The 17,348-nt window shown below is 34.6% G+C and carries 20 protein-coding genes; 8 read left to right on the top strand and 12 right to left on the bottom strand.

Annotation, left to right across the window (positions count from 1 at the left end; translation table 11 throughout):
• Positions 1-2 precede the first annotated feature (2 nt).
• The 10 genes from lysX (K5782_RS09345) to K5782_RS09300 form a co-directional block, all read right to left on the bottom strand.
• Positions 3-851, bottom strand: coding sequence for a lysine biosynthesis protein LysX (lysX, locus tag K5782_RS09345; protein ID WP_297466023.1), 849 nt, complete (start codon positions 849-851; stop codon positions 3-5).
• Positions 848-1,015 carry an alpha-aminoadipate/glutamate carrier protein LysW gene (locus tag K5782_RS09340; protein WP_007551139.1) on the bottom strand — a complete coding sequence of 56 codons (168 nt, stop codon included), beginning with the start codon at positions 1,013-1,015 and terminating at the stop codon, positions 848-850. The genes lysX (K5782_RS09345) and K5782_RS09340 overlap by 4 nt, the downstream gene beginning before the upstream one ends.
• Before the next feature lie 22 nt (positions 1,016-1,037).
• Positions 1,038-2,204: a 2-isopropylmalate synthase gene (locus K5782_RS09335; RefSeq protein ID WP_297466022.1), complete on the bottom strand. Its 1,167-nt coding sequence runs from the start codon at positions 2,202-2,204 to the stop codon at positions 1,038-1,040.
• A gap of 116 nt (positions 2,205-2,320) precedes the next feature.
• On the bottom strand, positions 2,321-2,740 hold the full coding sequence (gene lysM / locus K5782_RS09330; protein ID WP_297466021.1) for an HTH-type transcriptional regulator LysM: 420 nt from the start codon (positions 2,738-2,740) through the stop codon (positions 2,321-2,323).
• A complete protein-coding gene (locus tag K5782_RS09325; RefSeq protein WP_297466020.1) occupies positions 2,733-3,908 on the bottom strand; it encodes an acetylornithine/succinylornithine family transaminase in 1,176 nt (391 codons plus the stop codon). Before K5782_RS09325 ends, lysM begins: the two co-directional genes overlap by 8 nt.
• Entirely contained in the window at positions 3,901-4,704 is an 804-nt protein-coding gene (locus K5782_RS09320; RefSeq protein WP_297466019.1) for a [LysW]-aminoadipate/[LysW]-glutamate kinase, read from the bottom strand. Before K5782_RS09320 ends, K5782_RS09325 begins: the two co-directional genes overlap by 8 nt.
• Before the next feature lie 2 nt (positions 4,705-4,706).
• Entirely contained in the window at positions 4,707-5,753 is a 1,047-nt protein-coding gene (gene argC / locus K5782_RS09315; protein ID WP_297466077.1) for an N-acetyl-gamma-glutamyl-phosphate reductase, read from the bottom strand.
• 28 nt (positions 5,754-5,781) lie between these two features.
• Complete coding sequence (gene lysX / locus K5782_RS09310) at positions 5,782-6,639, bottom strand: lysine biosynthesis protein LysX (RefSeq protein ID WP_297466018.1); 858 nt, start codon at positions 6,637-6,639, stop codon at positions 5,782-5,784.
• Positions 6,639-6,806 (bottom strand): alpha-aminoadipate/glutamate carrier protein LysW, encoded by a 168-nt coding sequence (locus K5782_RS09305; protein ID WP_007551129.1) that lies wholly within the window; start codon positions 6,804-6,806, stop codon positions 6,639-6,641. Before K5782_RS09305 ends, lysX (K5782_RS09310) begins: the two co-directional genes overlap by 1 nt.
• Complete coding sequence (locus K5782_RS09300) at positions 6,803-8,002, bottom strand: argininosuccinate synthase (protein ID WP_007551128.1); 1,200 nt, start codon at positions 8,000-8,002, stop codon at positions 6,803-6,805. The genes K5782_RS09305 and K5782_RS09300 overlap by 4 nt, the downstream gene beginning before the upstream one ends.
• A 165-nt stretch (positions 8,003-8,167) precedes the next feature.
• Between K5782_RS09300 and K5782_RS09295 the strand changes: the two genes are divergently transcribed.
• The 3 genes from K5782_RS09295 to K5782_RS09285 are packed head-to-tail and all read left to right on the top strand — an operon-like array spanning position 8,168 to position 10,682.
• Positions 8,168-9,169: an ABC transporter substrate-binding protein gene (locus K5782_RS09295; RefSeq protein ID WP_297466017.1), complete on the top strand. Its 1,002-nt coding sequence runs from the start codon at positions 8,168-8,170 to the stop codon at positions 9,167-9,169.
• Entirely contained in the window at positions 9,156-9,914 is a 759-nt protein-coding gene (locus K5782_RS09290; RefSeq protein ID WP_297466016.1) for an ABC transporter ATP-binding protein, read from the top strand. Before K5782_RS09295 ends, K5782_RS09290 begins: the two co-directional genes overlap by 14 nt.
• 9 nt (positions 9,915-9,923) lie before the next feature.
• Positions 9,924-10,682, top strand: a complete 759-nt coding sequence (locus K5782_RS09285; RefSeq protein WP_297466015.1) for an ABC transporter permease — start codon at positions 9,924-9,926, stop codon at positions 10,680-10,682.
• Here the strand turns inward: K5782_RS09285 and K5782_RS09280 are convergent.
• A complete protein-coding gene (locus K5782_RS09280) occupies positions 10,663-11,787 on the bottom strand; it encodes an MFS transporter (protein ID WP_297466014.1) in 1,125 nt (374 codons plus the stop codon). The genes K5782_RS09285 and K5782_RS09280 overlap by 20 nt on opposite strands.
• A gap of 110 nt (positions 11,788-11,897) precedes the next feature.
• Between K5782_RS09280 and K5782_RS09275 the strand changes: the two genes are divergently transcribed.
• Together K5782_RS09275 and K5782_RS09270 are read left to right on the top strand one after the other, a co-directional pair.
• Positions 11,898-12,860 carry a homocysteine S-methyltransferase family protein gene (locus K5782_RS09275; RefSeq protein WP_007551121.1) on the top strand — a complete coding sequence of 321 codons (963 nt, stop codon included), beginning with the start codon at positions 11,898-11,900 and terminating at the stop codon, positions 12,858-12,860.
• A gap of 32 nt (positions 12,861-12,892) precedes the next feature.
• Positions 12,893-15,394, top strand: a complete 2,502-nt coding sequence (locus K5782_RS09270; protein WP_297466013.1) for a dihydropteroate synthase — start codon at positions 12,893-12,895, stop codon at positions 15,392-15,394.
• On the opposite strand, the gene K5782_RS09265 is transcribed toward K5782_RS09270, so the two are convergent.
• Entirely contained in the window at positions 15,391-16,140 is a 750-nt protein-coding gene (locus K5782_RS09265) for a methylenetetrahydrofolate reductase (protein WP_297466012.1), read from the bottom strand. The two genes, K5782_RS09270 and K5782_RS09265, sit on opposite strands and share 4 nt — an antisense overlap.
• 74 nt (positions 16,141-16,214) lie before the next feature.
• Here K5782_RS09265 and K5782_RS09260 point away from each other — a divergent pair, with 74 nt between their 5' ends.
• The 3 genes from K5782_RS09260 to K5782_RS09250 form a co-directional block, all read left to right on the top strand.
• Entirely contained in the window at positions 16,215-16,763 is a 549-nt protein-coding gene (locus K5782_RS09260) for a CoA pyrophosphatase (RefSeq protein WP_297466011.1), read from the top strand.
• Between the two features lie 36 nt (positions 16,764-16,799).
• Complete coding sequence (locus K5782_RS09255; protein ID WP_007551116.1) at positions 16,800-16,958, top strand: hypothetical protein; 159 nt, start codon at positions 16,800-16,802, stop codon at positions 16,956-16,958.
• On the top strand, positions 16,959-17,348 hold a 390-nt coding region (locus tag K5782_RS09250; protein WP_297466009.1), incomplete at its 3' end, for a 50S ribosomal protein L31e.

The raw sequence follows: 17,348 nt of genomic DNA, 5'->3' as shown, positions 1-17,348 counted from the left end.
TCTCACTTTTTATTTTTTATTACGTAGTCAATCATCAGGGAAGGTATGTCTACTCCGCATACTCTTACCGTGTTTTTATATTCAGTTGTATTGTTAACCTCATGAACTACTAATCCTCGTTCTTTACTTTCCATTAAATCCACTCCAACTATATCGCCTTGAACTGCGTTTTTAGCTTTTATGCACATCTCTTCCATTTCCGGTGTAACTTTACATGGTTCTGCGGTTCCTCCAAGTGCCATGTTTGTTTTCCAATTTCCATTGCCTGAAGTTCTATAAATGGCTGCAACAATCTTGTCTCCAACCATGATGGCTCGAATATCTCTTGGTGGTCTATTTACAAATTCTTCTAAATAATGAACTTGATATATTGGATACATGCTTTCTCTACTTTCAATAATTCCTTCTGCTGAATCTTTATCATTTAATTTTGAAATTAATCTTCCCCAGCTGCCTACAGTTGGTTTGATTACTTTTGGATATCCATGTGATTCTAAATGTTCTACTGCTGCATCTTTTGAAAATGCTACAGATGCATATGGTGTTGGAACTCCATATTTTTTTAATAACATGTGTGTAAATAATTTATTTCCTGCAAAAATTCCGGTGTTTAGACAATTGACAACATTTACACCCATTCCTTCAAGTGCTGCAGTTGAATGTAAATTTCGATAGTAACTAACACATCTTTGAATTACGGGACCATAATCTTCTGGTTTTTTATCTAAATCCAAAGCTAAATTCTTACAATCTACCATCTCTATGTTGATGTTCTTTTTTTTACCTGCTTCTAGCAGAGCTTTTTCTTCCCAACGGATGGTATCATAAAGAATTGTAATGTCAGGACTCACTGCCCCCAATCCTCGCCAACCGATTGGGCAGGCTTTAATTGGAAACCTTCTGAGCCTTTTGCTAATTCAAAACTTGCGCCACATTCCGGACATGTTACAATTTCTCCTTCCATAGCATCCTTTGGAATGGAAATATCTGCATCACATTCTTCACATTTTGACATGCTATCTCTCAACTTTCCCTCTTTATTTATCATTAATTATCTTTTTTTCGAGTCTATCTGCCAGTGGTATCTCGATTAAATCACCCATTCTGAGTTCTTTTAGACCTGTTGCAACTGCTTTGGCTCCTTCATCATCTTTTTCAAGGCCTAAAATGGACATCAAATAGGCAGCTCCAGTTTTTCCAGCTAACTCTCCAAATACAATTCTTCGAGTGTTTCCAACGGCTCTAGGTGGGATTGGTTCGTAGGCTGCAGGGTTTCGTAGAATTGCTGCAAGATGTGTTCCTGCCTTGTGTTTGTAAGCTGAAGAACCTACTATTGGTTTTGAGTCATATGGTTTAATCGAAGTGTAATCTTCAATTAATCTTGATAAATCTAACAGCATGTCTAATCTGAAATCGTTTGGTGATTTGTAAAGATAGGTCAATGCAACTGCAACTTCAGCAAGAGGTGGAATTCCAGTTCGTTCTCCAATTCCGTCAATTGTGGTATGTATCTGATCTACTCCAGCATCACATGCAGAAAATGCATTAGCTACTGCAAATCCAATATCATTATGGACATGTGCATCAAGTGGAACATCAATTACTTCTTTTACAGTTTTAACAAAATTATACATGCCAATCGGTCTCATAATCCCTACCGTATCTGGAAGACTTATTCTATCCACTCCTGCTTCTTCGATTGCTTTGCATACTTTGAGTAAAAATTCTGGTTCTGCTCTACTTCCATCTTCTACAGTGAATCTGATTTTTAACCCATGTGATTTTGCATACTCTACTGTTTCAACTGCTCTGTCTAGTGCCTCTTCTCTTGTTATTCGTAATTTGTCTTTAAGGTGAATATCTGATATTCCAAGATATGCAGCACACCACTTTGCATCACAACTCAATGAAATGTCAATGTCTTCTTTGAGAGCTCGTCCATGAGATACAATATCTGCTTTTAATCCTTGTTTGATAATTGTCTTAGTTGCTTCTTTGTGATCAGCTGAAACAACTGGCGAAATTTCTATTTGATCTACTCCAAAATAATCTAGCATCCATGCAATTTGTATACGCTGTTTGTTTGTAAATGAAACGCCAGGGTGTTGTTCTCCTTCTCTAAGAGTACTGTCTAACACTCTAATCTTCCTTGGATTTTTTTCATATGCATTGTAAATGTCTGCATAGTGATTCGGATCTTTCATTACAGAAAACGTTGACATTAATTGAGAATATAAACATAATCGTACTAACTTCGCTGAAAATTACTTGCAATGATCCTAATTTAGTTAAGTATGGAAATTATGTGCCGAAAGTCGTTTTATGCTACTTTTCTTAAAATAATCACAGTGTTGGTGTCAATTACTCCAGGTATTTTTCTTAAAGCATCTATGCTACTGTTAATCTCAGAGATATTTGTTGCACTAATTATTGTGATTATATCATACTGGCCTGTAATCTCATAAACTACTTTTACACCTTCTAGCTTTGCAAGTTTCTCTGAAACTTTTGAAGTTTCAGTTGTAGAATCTACTGATATCAATACAATGGCACTTGTTGCATTTTCTTCTCCTACCTCAACTGTGAATCTTTTGATTGTTCCACTATCTACTAGGTTTTTTACTCTTCTTCTAACTGCAGATTCTGATAATTTTAGTTTTTTTCCAATATCTACAAATGATTCTCTTGAATCTTCTTTGAGAAAGTTGATTATCTTTTCATCTACTTTATCTTTATACATTATTTTTTTGCTCCTCTATAGTTAGTACCCCATCTAGGGTTTCTAAGACTTTCGCTACGTCTTCTTTAGAAATTACAAGTGGAGGAAGGATTCTGAGAATGTTTCTACCTGAATAAAGCATAAGAACTCCTTCCTTCATAAGATTCATCAAAACATCTTTTACCTCAAATTTCAATTCAACTCCTATCATTAACCCTTTTCCTCTTATCTCTCTGATTATGGAGTGTTTTTCTTTTAATTTCTCTAATCCTTCTCTGAATAGTTTTCCCATCTTTTCAGAATTCTCAATGAGATTATCTTGGGTAAGTGCTTGTAGTGTTGCAATTCCTGCAGCGCAAGAAAGTGGATTTCCGCCAAACGTTGAAGAATGTTCGCCTTTACTCATTGATGCAAGAATGTCTGGTCTTACTAGAGTTGCACCCATTGGTACTCCTCCTGCAATTCCTTTTGCCAGACATAAAATATCTGGTGATGTGTTCCAATGGTTACATGCCCAAAGTCGTCCTGTTCTGCCTAATCCAGCTTGTATTTCGTCAAAAATTAGAAGAATTCCTTTTTCATCACAAAGTTTTCTTACTTCTTGTAAAAATCCATCTGGTGCAACGTTGATTCCGCTTTCACCTTGTATTGGTTCTAAAATAACAAATGCTGTGTCATCATCAATTGTAGAGCGGAGAGATTCTATATCTCCAAATGATGCAAAAGAAACTTTTTCAACTAATGGTTCAAATGCTTTTTTGTATTTTGGATTAAATGTTAATGATAATGCTCCGAGTGATTTTCCATGATATGATCCTTTCATTGCAACCATTCCTTTTTTACCTGTAAACTTTCTTGCAAATTTTATTGCAGCTTCAATTGCTTCTGCTCCGCTATTGTTTAGATGAACTTGTGTCAAGCCTTTTGGTGCAAGACTGATTAATGTTTTAAGAAATTCTTCTCTTGTTTTGTTGTACAGTGAACTGTGTACAGTAATTATTTTGTCTACTTGTTCTTTGATTGCATTTACAACTCTTTTATTTTGATGTCCAACAATTGCTACACCATATCCGCCCATGCAATCGATGTATTCTTTTCCATTAATGTCCCAAACATGAGCTCCTACTCCCTTTTCAATTGTAACTGGAAACCTCTGATACAAACCACCCATAAAGTCATCTTCAGTCATTTTGAATCACCGTACAATTGTCATGTGAAATGGCTGATGATATAGGATTTTCCTTTTGACCATTTCCAATGAGTGCTTCTTTTACTCCCATGTCTAAAGCTTCAGTAGCTGCTAGTATCTTCTTTTCCATACCTGGGCCTATTTTTGGTCTAATTTCTTTTGCCTGTACTAATGTTAGATTTGTTACCAGTTTATCGTCCATCAAGAGTCCATCTACATTTGTTATGAATAATATCTTGTCACAACCTACATTTCCTGCTACATATGCTGCTGCTCTGTCTCCGTCTACATTGAGAAACTCTGACTCTTCGCTAATTGCAATAGGTGAAATTACAGGTGTTAGACCCTGAGCTAAAAGTGATTTAATGAATTCCGCATTGATTTTTGTAATTTTGCCTGTATATCCTCCATCAATTGCTTGTTTTCGACCTTTCTCATTGATAATTAATAATGTCTTTTTTCTTTCAGCTTCGATAATTCTTGCATCCACCCCTGATAATCCAATTGCATTTATTCCATTTTTTTGAAGCATCTGAACAATTGTCTTGTTTATTCTTCCTGAGATTACCATTGTAAAAATCTCTGCGGTTTCTTTGTCAGTGTATCTGCTTTTAATTCCACTAGGTGATGTTACAAATTTTGGTTCTTTTCCAAGTTGTTCACATACTTTTGTGACTTCTTTTCCTCCCCCATGCACTATGATTAATCCTTCTGTCTCTGCAACTTTTTTCATGTCTGCAATAGTTGATGGATGTAAATTATCTACTACACTTCCGCCGATTTTAATTGTGATCATTTCTATACTGGAGTGAGTGGGGTATACTTCAAACCATCCATTTCATCAAAGCCGCACATCACATTCATGTTTTGTATTGCAGAACCTGCTGCGCCTTTCATTAGGTTGTCGGATGCTGACATTACAATCAATCTATGATTCTCTTCATCTATGTCAAAACCTATATCGCAAAAGTTTGAACCAACTACAAATTTTGGATCTGGAAATTTATACAATCCTTTTTTATCTCTAATCAATCGAACAAATCTCTCTTGACCATAAGACTCACGAAATATTTTCCATAATTCTTTTTCTTCAATATCTTTTTTCATAAATGTATGATTTGTACATAAAATTCCACGAACTACATCTACTGCATGTGGACTCATTGAAACATGAATTTTTTTACCTGCTATTTCACTTAGTTCTTGTTCTATCTCTCCAGTGTGTCTGTGTTTTGCTGGTTTGTATGGTCTGATTACTCCTGCTCTCATTGCATGAGCAGTTCCTGAACCAGAACCTGCGCCTGATGATCCAATCTTTGAATCTACAATGATGTGTTCTGTATCAATTAAGTCATGTCGAATTAGTGGTGCAAGGGCTAATGTGGAAGTTACTGCCATACATCCTGGACAAGAAACTAGCTGAGCTTTCTTGATTGCCTCTCTATGTAATTCTGGTACTCCGAATACTGATTTTGGTAAGTAGTCTGGATGTGGATGTTCCCATCCATACCATTTATCGTAATCGGTAGCAGTGTGTAATCTATAATCTGCACTTAAATCTATAACTTTGAGACCTCGATCATACAACGCTTTTACAATTTCAGTTGCAGTTCCATGTGGAACTGCAGTAAATACAATATCACATTTATCTGTCATTTTATCATAATCTAATTCTGAAAAAGTTAGATCGGTAAATCCTTTCAAACTTGGTTGAATTCTATGTAGATATTCTCCAACATGTTGTCTTGAGGTAACCGTTGTGATCTCAACATCTGGATGATTTACTAGAAGACGAAGTGTTTCTCCTCCGACATAACCTGATGCTCCTACAACGCCAACTTTTATCATAACTCTCCCGATAATGAACTATAATTTATTTCCTAACATAGTTTAAAGCAAATTCTACCATTTCTTTTGGAATATTTCGCTTTGAAACTTTTGATAGTCCTTTAAACTCTACAGTATTATTAACTTCATGTACGACAAATCCACGTTTTTCATCTTCCATAATATCAATACCTAAAATTCCTCCACCCATAGCTTTTGAGGCTTTAATCGCTACATCTTCGATCTCTTTTGTGATCTCGCATAATTCAGGATCTGCCCCTAATGCTATGTTTGTCTTAAAACCGCCTGATGATTTTCTATACATTGCTGCAATTGGTTCGTCCCCAATTGTTATGACTCGAATATCTCTTGGTGGTCTCTTTATCACCTCTTGAAGATAGAAAATTCTATCATGTGGACTATCTGTAATATCTCTAATCTCAAATAGTGCATCGGCAGTATCTTTGTCTTTAATTTGCATAACTCCTCTACCCCAACTTCCAATAACTGGTTTGATTACTAGTGGATATCCAATTTTTTCTATATTTTCTAATGCACTTTCACTTGAAAATGAAAAATATGTTTTTGGTGTTGGTACATTGTATTTTTTTAGCATTAGAGTCATGAACATTTTATTTCCGCATTGATAGGCAACAAAAAATTTGTTGAGTACTGGTACATCCATAAATTCAAGACTGGCAGTAAAATGAAGCCCTCTAAAATAACTAACACATCTTTCTAAAACCACATCTCCAAAATCAAAATCGCTTTTTTGGCTATCTGTATTGATTTGGGTAATCTTAGCATCTAGCATCACTGCCTCATGACCTAGATTCAATGCCTCTTTCTCGAGCATCTTCTCTTCTGATCTTAGGCGGTCAAATACAATACAGATTTTTGACATTACTCTCCCCAGTCTTCGCCTACACTTTCTGCTTGTTTTAGCTCAACAGTAGATCCATTTTTTTTTGCGATCTCAAAGTCAGCGCCACAATCAGGACAGGAGATTATCTCTCCAACAGAGGCATCGTCTGGGATGTTAAGAGTTGCATCACATTCTTGACAGTTCATGTTTTTGTTGACCTTTTCTTTTGTAATTTATTAGCTTCTGTTGATTGAATTCCCCACAATTCTACAAATCCTTTTGCTAATCTTTGATCAAAAGTTGATTCAGTACCATATGTGGCGATCTTGTGATTGTATAATGAATAGTCTGATTTTCGTCCAACAACACGAATGCTTCCTTTGAAGAGCTTTAGCTTTACAGTTCCAGATACTGGTTTTTGTGATGCCTGAATGAATGCGTCAAGATCCTGTTTTAATGGGTCTTGCCATAATCCTGAATAGGCAAGGTATGCCCATTCATCATCGATAATTGATTTGAATTTATTTTCATGTTTTGTATGGACCATTTTTTCTAAATCTGAATGAGCTTCAATAAGACATAATGCTCCTGGTGTTTCATAAACTTCACGGGATTTAATTCCTACAACTCTGTCTTCTATATGATCAACAATTCCGACTCCTGCATCTCCTGCTTTTTTGTTTACATATTCAATTAATTTTATTGGTTCAAGAATTTTTCCATCCACTGAAACTGGTATTCCTTTCTCAAATTTTATCTCCAAGTATGTTGGCTTATCTGGCAAATTTTTTGTTTTTACCCAAATGAATGCATCTTCTGGAGGTTCATTGTATGGATCTTCTAGTACTCCGCCTTCAATTGCACGTCCCCACAAATTTTGATCAATGCTGAATCTCTTTGCAACTGAGTCAATTTCGATTCCATGTTTTTTTGCAAACTCTAATTCAGTCACTCTGTCTAAATTTTTATCTCTAATTGGTGCAATGATTGGTAAATCAGAACCAGAACGTAATGTAATGTCGAATCTAACTTGATCATTTCCTTTACCTGAACAACCATGAGCTAATGATGTTACTTTTTCTTTTTTTGCAATTTCTAAAACTTTTTCTGCAATTAATGGTCTAGCTAATGCAGTTGCTAAGCAATATTTTTTTTGATAGAGTGCATTTGCTTTAATTGACGGAAAAATGAAATTTTCAACAAACTCTTTTCTGGCATCGATATTGTAGTGTTTTATTACTCCGAGTTTTTTGGCTTTAGCTTCAATTTTTTTCTGATCATCGCCTTGACCTACATCAACAGTTACTGTGATAACATCCATGTTGTATTCTTCTTGAAGGTATTTTATCACAACTGATGTGTCTAATCCACCAGAAAATGCAAGAATTCCTTTTTCAGCCATAAAACACATTCCCCGTCGTAATTTGGAATTTATCTTTTGTGTTACGCTGAAAAAATCAAAAAATTCTCAAACTAGCTTGAGCTAAAATTCGATGATTATTTAACAGCCAGAATATAACGCTGTTTTATGAAATTTCAGATCTATATTTTGATCGGTGTTGTTGTATTGACTCTGATCTCTGTAGGAATTGTGACAAATCAGGATCAAAATACGCATGAAAACAAGATTAGAGTAGCATACTTTCCCAACATATCTCATGCAATACCAATTGTTGGAATTGAAAAAGGATTTTTTTCAAATCACATTGGAAGTGATATTGATATTCAACCGATCTTGTTTGATTCTGGCCCTCAGGTAATTGAATCAATTTTTGCCGGCTCTGTTGATATTGCATATGTTGGTCCTGGACCTGCAATCAATGCATTTTTGAAATCTGAACAACATGATGTGAAAATTTTATCTGGTGCTGCAAGTGGAGGTGTTAGTTTTATTGTTCATCCAAAATCTGAAATTAAATCTGTTGCTGATTTTGCTGGAAAAAGAATCGCTGCTCCTCAAATTGGAAACACACAGGATATTTCTCTTCGAACATTTCTTTCTGATAATGGGTTAAAGCCTGCAGAAAAGGGTGGTTCTGTAATTGTTTTGAATACTGGTAACTCTGATATTTACATATTATTTGCAAAAGGAGATATTGATGGTGCATGGGTTCCAGAACCTACTGCTACAATATTGGTTCAACAATTAGGTGGAACAAGATTGTTTAATGAAAATGAACTTTGGCCTGAAAACAAGTTTGCAACAGTGGTGTTGATTGCTAAAGAAGAATATGTGAATTCACATCCTGAAATTATACAGAAATGGCTTGAAGCACATCAGCAAACAGCAGATTGGATTAATTCCAATAAAGAAGAAACTAGAACTATCTTCATTGATTTTATGAAAAATGAAATGGGTAAATCATTACCCGTTGAATTAATTGATGAATCATTATCTAATTTAGAAATTACTTCTGATCCAATTGTAAGCTCAATTGACACAATCGCTAAAAGAGCGGACTCACTTGGTTATCTAGGAAGACATGGGTATAACTTAGATGGACTTTTCTTTGACAAAAATTCAAATTCCCAATCACAGGAGGTTTTAGTAAATAATGACCAAACTTGAGGCTAAAAATATTATAAAATATTTCAAACATGACAGTCATCGTCTCAAGGCATTAGGTGGCGTGAATTTACAAATTGAAGATGGTGAATTTGTATGCCTGGTTGGTCCATCTGGATGTGGTAAATCTACATTTTTACGAATAGTGGCAGGTTTGGAAACTCCTGATGAGGGTGAAATTTTCTTTGATGGAAAACCAGTAACATCAACTGGACCTGAAAGAATTATTGTTTTTCAAGAGGGTGCATTGTTTCCTTGGTTGAAAGTTCAAGATAACGTAGAATTTGGATTAAAGATGGCAGGAATTCCAAAAGAAGAGCGTGCTCAGATATCCAAAAGATATCTGGATATGATGCAGTTGACAAAATTTGCTGATTCGTATACATACCAACTTTCAACTGGAATGAAACAAAGAGTAGCGATAGCTAGAGCACTTGTTATGGACCCTGATGTATTATTAATGGATGAACCATTTGCAGCACTTGATGCACAAACAAGAGATTTGTTACTCGTTGAAATGCAGTTGATTTGGGAGAAAACAAAAAAAACAATTTTATTTGTAACTCACAATGTAACTGAAGCTACAGTACTTGGAACTAAAGTTGCAGTATTTAGCAATAGACCCTCCACAATTAAAAAAGTCATTAACATTGATTACAAACGACCACGATTAGTTGAGGATCAAAATTTATTTCCGCTTCAACAAGAAATTTTATCAGAATTACGACCTGAGGTTAAGAAAAATTAGTGATGTATGATGAAAAAACCTTCTCTAGTTAAACAAATTATTTTCTATATTGCTATTGTTGTAATTTGGCAACTTGTTGCAATGTCTAGTATATGGCCAAATAATCTATTTCCGTCACCTTATGAAGTTGCTGAAGATCTAGTTTATACTGCATCAGATGGTAGCTTATTCTTTGGAATTGGAACTAGTCTTTTACGATTATTGATTGGATTGACTATTGCAATAGTTGGCGGAATGTTGCTTGGAATTTTAATGGCTAGAATAGAAACTGTAAATCAAACTATTGGTTCTTTGGTATTGGGATTGCAATCAATTCCTTCTGTTGCTTGGGTTCCATTAGCTATACTGTGGTTTGGTTTAACTGATGGTGGAATTATTTTTGTCACGGCAGTTAGTTCGATGTTTGCAATAACAATCTCTACCTATACTGGAGTGAAAACTATCAACCCACACTATATTGAGGCTGCACGAAATATGGGGGCAAAAGGCACTCAATTAGCCACGTACGTCTTAATTCCTGCAGCATTTCCTCATTTGATTTCAGGTTTCAAACAAGGTTGGGCTTTTGCATGGCGAGGTGTAATTGGAGCAGAATTACTATTTTCATTTCTAGGATTAGGCTTTTTACTTAATGTAGGACGACAACTAAATGACATCTCTCAAGTATTTGCAATAATGTTAGTAATTATGATGATTGGTATTGTTATTGATGGAATTATCTTTAAGCGAATTGAAAATAAGGTAATGTCTAGATGGGGACTTCGTTAATCTTTTCAGCTTTTATTTTTAGAGACACTACAAATCCAACAATGATTACTGCTATGGCAAAATACATCACTGCAATATAGTCAAATACGAATGCAATACTTCCTCCAATTACAGGACCTATTACTGTAGCAATTGATATTGTTGAACTGAATATTCCAGTTGATGTAGAACGAGGATTGTTATCCATAAGATGAAAGTTTCCTCCAATAAATAAAAATGCCCAAGTACCTCCAACAAGTGCCATAAATGGCATTGCCATCCACCATTCTGTAATTATTGATAATCCTACAAATACAAATGTTGTACAGCCTATGCCCATCTTAAATTTAGTTACATTTGAAATTTTGATTTTACTTGCCATTAAATTCATCAGGATAAATGCAGTCAATGTGTTTGCAACATATACAATTGATACTTGATAAAGTTCTGCTCCTAATTTTTCCATTAACATTATTGGAAATATAGTCCATACTGCAGCAGCTCCAACATGTCTTAGTAATAATGATGTAAACAGAAATTTATTTTTTGAAATAACTTTTTTTGCTGTACCTGGTTCTATTTCCTTTTCTTGCATCGGATTTGGCATCTTAAATGTAAAGATTAATCCAATTGTAAACGATGCAGCACTCATCATGAAAAGTAACTTTAGATCACTTGCAAGACCTGCGGCTGCAATTCCTGCAAGCCATCCTAATGCATGAAATGAGATTACAGTTGCTGCTCTCTTTTTTTCAATATTTGCCTCATAGGTATAGGCAATCATGGCTGGAATCATAATGCCGCTTGCAACACCTGCAGCAATTCTTACTAGAAATAGCAATGTTATATCGTCTGCAAAATAGTGTAGGCCAAAGGTAATGGCGCATCCAATAAAGCCAATTCTGATAAATTTGAGCCTAGTTCCTTTCTTATCTGAATGTCTGCCAAAATAAATTTCTGATAATATTTGTGCAAAGCTAAATGATGCTATGATCAAACCAATCTCAAAAATAGAACTTGTGACTCCTTTTGCAATCAATGGCATGAATACAAAGACCATCGAGATTCCTGCATGTTGAAAAAATGTCGCACTACGAACTAGATTGTTTAATTGAATATTTTGCATAAATGTATTAGAAACTTCATTTCACCTAATTTCAATATACGGATTAACCCCCTATTCTTTGAGGGTTTTTCTCAAAAGAGTTAAACTGTACTTGGACATTTTAAAAATAATTGGTACAAAAAGAACCGTTTCTTACTGCATTACAAAATAGAATATTGCTTTTTGATGGGGCAATGGGAACAGAGATTCAAAAATATAATCCTAAACCTGAAGATTTTCCAAATAATCAAGATGGGTTTAACGATGGTTTAGTTATCACTCATCCTGATTGGATAAAAAAAATTCATAAAAATTATTTGGATGCAGGTTCTGATTGCATTGAAACTAATTCATTTGGTTCAAACAAAATTAAATTAGATGAATATGGTTTTGGTGATCAAACAATAGAGTTTAATAAAAAAATAGCACAACTAGCAGTTGAAGTTTGTTCAGAATATACTGACAAACCTCGATATGTAATTGGTTCAATGGGTCCATCTGGTTATCTTCCAAGCTCAAACGATCCTGATTTAGGACAAAAACCTCTAGGTGAAATTAGAAATGCATTTGAATTACAAGCAGAAGGTTTGATTCTTGGAGGAGTTGATGCTCTCTTAATTGAAACAAGTCAAGATATTTTGGAAGTTAAACTTGTAATTGAGGCATGTCATAATGCAATGAAGAAAACTGGAAAAAAAGTTCCGATTATTGCAAATACTACTTTAGATCAATATGGAAAAATGTTACTTGGAACAAATATTCAAGCTGCATATACCACCGTATCTGATATGGGGATTGATGTTTTTGGTTTGAATTGTTCTACTGGCCCAGCTGAAATGACTCCAAGTGTTAGATGGCTTGATGAGCAAAATGAGCATAATTTACTGGTGGTGCCAAATGCTGGTATGCCTGAAAATCAAGGTGGACAAGCAGTTTACAAAATGACTCCTCAAAAGATGGGTGAATTGTTAGGTGATTTTCTTAAACAATACAAAAAGGTTCGAATTATTGGGGGTTGTTGCGGGACAAATCCTGAGCATATTGCTGTACTACGGAAAGTAATTGACGAAAAAGCTTATTCTGTCAAGGGTTAAGTATTTAGAAAAACTGAGGAGAATTTATCATATTGACTATTCCTAGAGTTAGCTCAGCACAAAAAGCAGTTGATTTGAAGCAATTACCTCCACCTCTAATAATTGGTGAGAGAATCAATACTCAAGGTTCTAGAAAAGCAAAACAGCTTGTACTCAATGATGATTATGATGGATTAATTGACTTGGCAAGAACGCAAGTAGAAGATGGTGCACACTGTCTTGATATTTGTGTTGCAACTACTGAACGAGCTGATGAAAAACAATTCATGTTAAATCTTGTTAAAAAATTAAGTTTAGAAATTGATGCTCCATTAGTTATTGATTCGACAGATCCTGATGTGATAGAAGCATCTGTGGAACAAATTCCTGGACGACCAATAATTAATTCAATTAATCTTGAAGGTAATGGGAGTAGATTTGAACGTCTTGCTCCAATTATGGCAAAGTATGGTTTACCTGCAATTGCATTGTGTATTGGGCCAAAAGGCATGGCAAAAACTCCTCAAGAGAAAGTTGAAACTGCAGAATTACTTTATGAAACAGGAAAAAAATATGGATTAAAAATTGAACAATTTATTTTTGATGTTCTTACATTTACACTTGCTACTGGGGAGGATGAATTCTTGGATGCAGGAAAAAATACTCTGGAGGGAATAAAACTTGTCAAAGCAAAATTTCCAAATTCTTTTACTACTTTGGGATTAAGTAATATTAGTTTTGGATTAGTACCATATGCTCGAAAAATTCTCAATTCTGTATTTTTGTATCATGCAGTAAAATATGGACTTGACACAGCTATAGTAAATGCAAAAGAGATAATTCCTTATGGGGAAATTAATGAAAAAGAAAAGAAACTTGCTGAAGATTTAATTTTTAATACTCATCCAAATGCCCTTTCTGAATTAATTATTCACTTTGAGAATGCAGGTTCACGAACAAGTGATGCTTCTAACAAAGAGGATGTAGATCCATCATGGCCCGCTGGAAAACGTGCAAACTTTAGAATTGTAAATAGACTAAAAGATGGAATACAAAATGATGTGGTCTCTGCTATTGCAGAAAAGATAGGTAAAAGTGACATTATTGAAGAACATGATGGGATTCTTTCTTTGAATGCGCCTCCTGAAGTTACTCATGATGGTGCAATCAAAACACTAAACGAGGATTTACTCTCTGCTATGAAGGAGGTTGGTGATAAATTTGGTTCAGGAGAATTAATTCTCCCATTTGTTCTCAAATCTGCTGAATGTATGAAGGCAGCAGTAGGAGAGTTAGAAAAATATCTGATTAGAGAAGAAGGTACATCAAAAGGTAAACTGGTTCTTGGAACCGTTTATGGTGACGTTCATGATATTGGAAAGAATTTAGTTAAAACAATCTTCCAAAATAATGGTTATACTGTTTATGATCTTGGAAAACAAGTTCCATTGCAGAAATTCTTGGAAAAAATTGATGAAGTAAATCCAGACGCTATAGGATTATCTGCACTTTTGGTTTCTACATCAAAGCAGATGCAATATTTTGTAGAACATGCAAGAAAAAATAAAATGAAAATTCCAATTTTATGCGGTGGTGCCGCCATCAATAGTAACTATATCAATAGAATTGCAAAAGAAGATGGCATTTACGAATCGGGGGTATTTTACTGTAATACGATGTTTGAAGGTTTGAAAACTATGGATACTCTAGTTTCAAATGAAAAACCGAAGTTCATATCTCAATGGAAGGAGAAACTTGAAAATTGGAAAGATAGATCAACTACAGTTGTTGATACGTCATCTCTTCCAAAAAGTGATACTAAACCTGTGATACCACATACTCCATCAATTATTGGAACTCCGATACGATTGAAATCTGATCAAATCAAAATGAATGAAGTTTGGGAATTGATTGACAAAAAATCATTATTCAAATTATCATGGGGATTACGTGGTAAGGCTGGGTCTGACTCTGAGGCTGATCATGAAATATTGCTAAATGAGTGGAAAATTCGAATAATTAGAGAAAAGTTATTTGAACCAGAAATTGTTTATGGATTTTTCAAATGTCACAATAAAGATGGAAAACTTGTAGTTGATGATCCAAAAGGCGATAGTGTTGTATTTGATTTTCCACGTTCTTCAAAATCTAGCCATCTATGTCTTACTGATTATTTTGGAGAAGATGATATTGTTGCATTTCAAGCAGTTACAGTTGGAACCAAAGTTTCGGATGTTATAGAGAAATGGAACAAAGAAGACAAGTATGCTGATGCGTACTATTTGCATGGTTTGGCAGTTGAAGTTGCTGAGGCACTAGCAGAGTGGATAAATCGTAAAATAAAATCTGAATTCAAACTGGGAGAAAAAGGAGGTCTTAGATACAGTTGGGGATTTCCAAGTTGTCCTGATGTAATGCAGCATGAACTAGTTTGGAAACTGCTTGAACCAGAAAAATCTGGAATGACACTAACTGAATCTGGGCAAATAATTCCTGAGCAATCTACAGCAGCAATTGTGGTACATCATCCAGAATCACAATATTTTGTGCTTTAGATTTTCATTAGTGTCTCTTTTGCAAATGTAAAATCATTTGGTGATGTAACTAATACATCTCCTGAAATATTGTGAATTTGTTTAATAAAATTAGATGGATCTTCTTTGTAATTTGACCAATCTAATTCCAAAAACTTTGCTGAATTATTGTTTTTATCTGAGGGTAATAACACACATGGAATAATTCTCAACCCTTTTGGTCTTAATTCGTTTGAAATTCTTTGAACTTGTTCTGTAGAATGAATTACTTGTGTCATGAAACCTTTTGGTTTGGCGGCAATTTTTTTCTGAATTTTTTCAAAGTTAGGATTACTAGGTAATGACAAGAAAAAGTCAATTTTATTTCCATAGCCTAACTCGTTTAATTCCTTTACAACTTGACTTGGAATTAGACCAGAATCTGTTGGATTTTCTTTGGATGGATCTCCTTTTAAAATTAAAATTCCATCTAATTTCAATTCTATTGATTCTTGGGTGAGATGTTTAATCAAGTTCATGTCTTTGTCTCTAACTCTCATGCTGATGGTAATTTGCAAATTAGGATGAATGCTCTTTAATAATCTCCCAATAGATAATGCTGAAACTCGTTTAGTGCCTAATACAGAATCTGTTACGTGTATGCCATCACAAAAATTACTAATATCTGAAACTCTTTGTAGGAGTTTTTCAACTGATGAATTTATTTCATCATCTGATATTTCTCCATCAGGTATTTTTGGTGGATTTATTTCGTAGATTATTGCCACAAAGAATCTCCAATTTAACTTGGTTAAAACCTTTAAACAAAAACTCCATAAAATAGATAATTCAAATATCTGTGATGGATCTGAAAACTTTGAAATCATTACTCTCAAGTAAAATCAATCCTGTTTTAGAGAACAATGGAACAAACAAACTAGCATCTGTTCTTGTTGTGATTTATGGAAAAGAACCGATTGTAGTTATGACTGAAAAACCAAAGCATTTGAATTTTCATGCTGGGGAAATTTCATTTCCAGGAGGAAAATTTGATTCTAGCGATTCTGATCTTTTAGACACTGCATTACGTGAGACTGAAGAAGAAATTGGTTTGAGAATTTCAAAAGAACAAGTAACAGGACAACTGGAACCAGTTGTAACTCTTAATTCTCGTTTTACTATCTTGCCATTTGTTTCAATAGTTGATGAAATCCCATCGCTTTCAGCAAACAACGAAGTAGAAAAAATTTTTCATATTCCTTTAGATTCTTTTTTGAAAACAATGGCCAAAGATCCTGATCCAAGTCATAACCGAATTCAAGAAATGTTTACCTTTGAGTATCAAAATAAAATTGTCTGGGGAGCTTCTGCAAGAATACTAAAACAAATTACACATCGCCTAAATTCCTGAGATTCATTTAAAAAGAGCTCTTCGTGCCTGAAAAATATGGCTGCACGCAAGTCATCTCCAAGAAAAATTCGTCTGTTAAAAAAGACTAGACAGACTTCAGCTGTCCCAGCTTGGATTATTCTTAGGACTAAAAGAGATGTTAGATCAAATCCAAAGCGTAGAGCTTGGAGATCAACAGATGTGGAGGTTGGCTAGATGTCTCAAGAATTAGAAAGAGTGTATACTATCAATTTAGGTAAAGTTTTACTTTCAGTGGATACACATCGTGCACCACGAGCTATTAACATGATTAAAGAATTTGCTCGACATCACATGAAGACATCTGAAATCAAAATTGAAGAAGATCTTGCTCATATTATTTGGTCAAAAGGAGTACGTAGTCCTCCACGAAAAATTAGAGTTAGAATGAGTAAAACAGATGAAGGTTACATTTTGGTTTCCCCATTTACTGATGAACCAGAAACTCCAGCTAAAGAAGTAAAGAAAGAAACACCAAAAGAAACTCCAGCTAAAGAAGTAAAGAAAGAAACACCAAAAGAAACTCCAGCTAAAGAAGTAAAGAAAGAAACACCAAAAGAAACTCCA

It is taken from the genome of Nitrosarchaeum sp. (assembly GCF_025699065.1).
Lineage (GTDB): Archaea > Thermoproteota > Nitrososphaeria > Nitrososphaerales > Nitrosopumilaceae > Nitrosarchaeum.
Note: the sequence above shows the minus strand (reverse complement) of the source record. Positions and strands in the feature narration are given on the sequence as shown.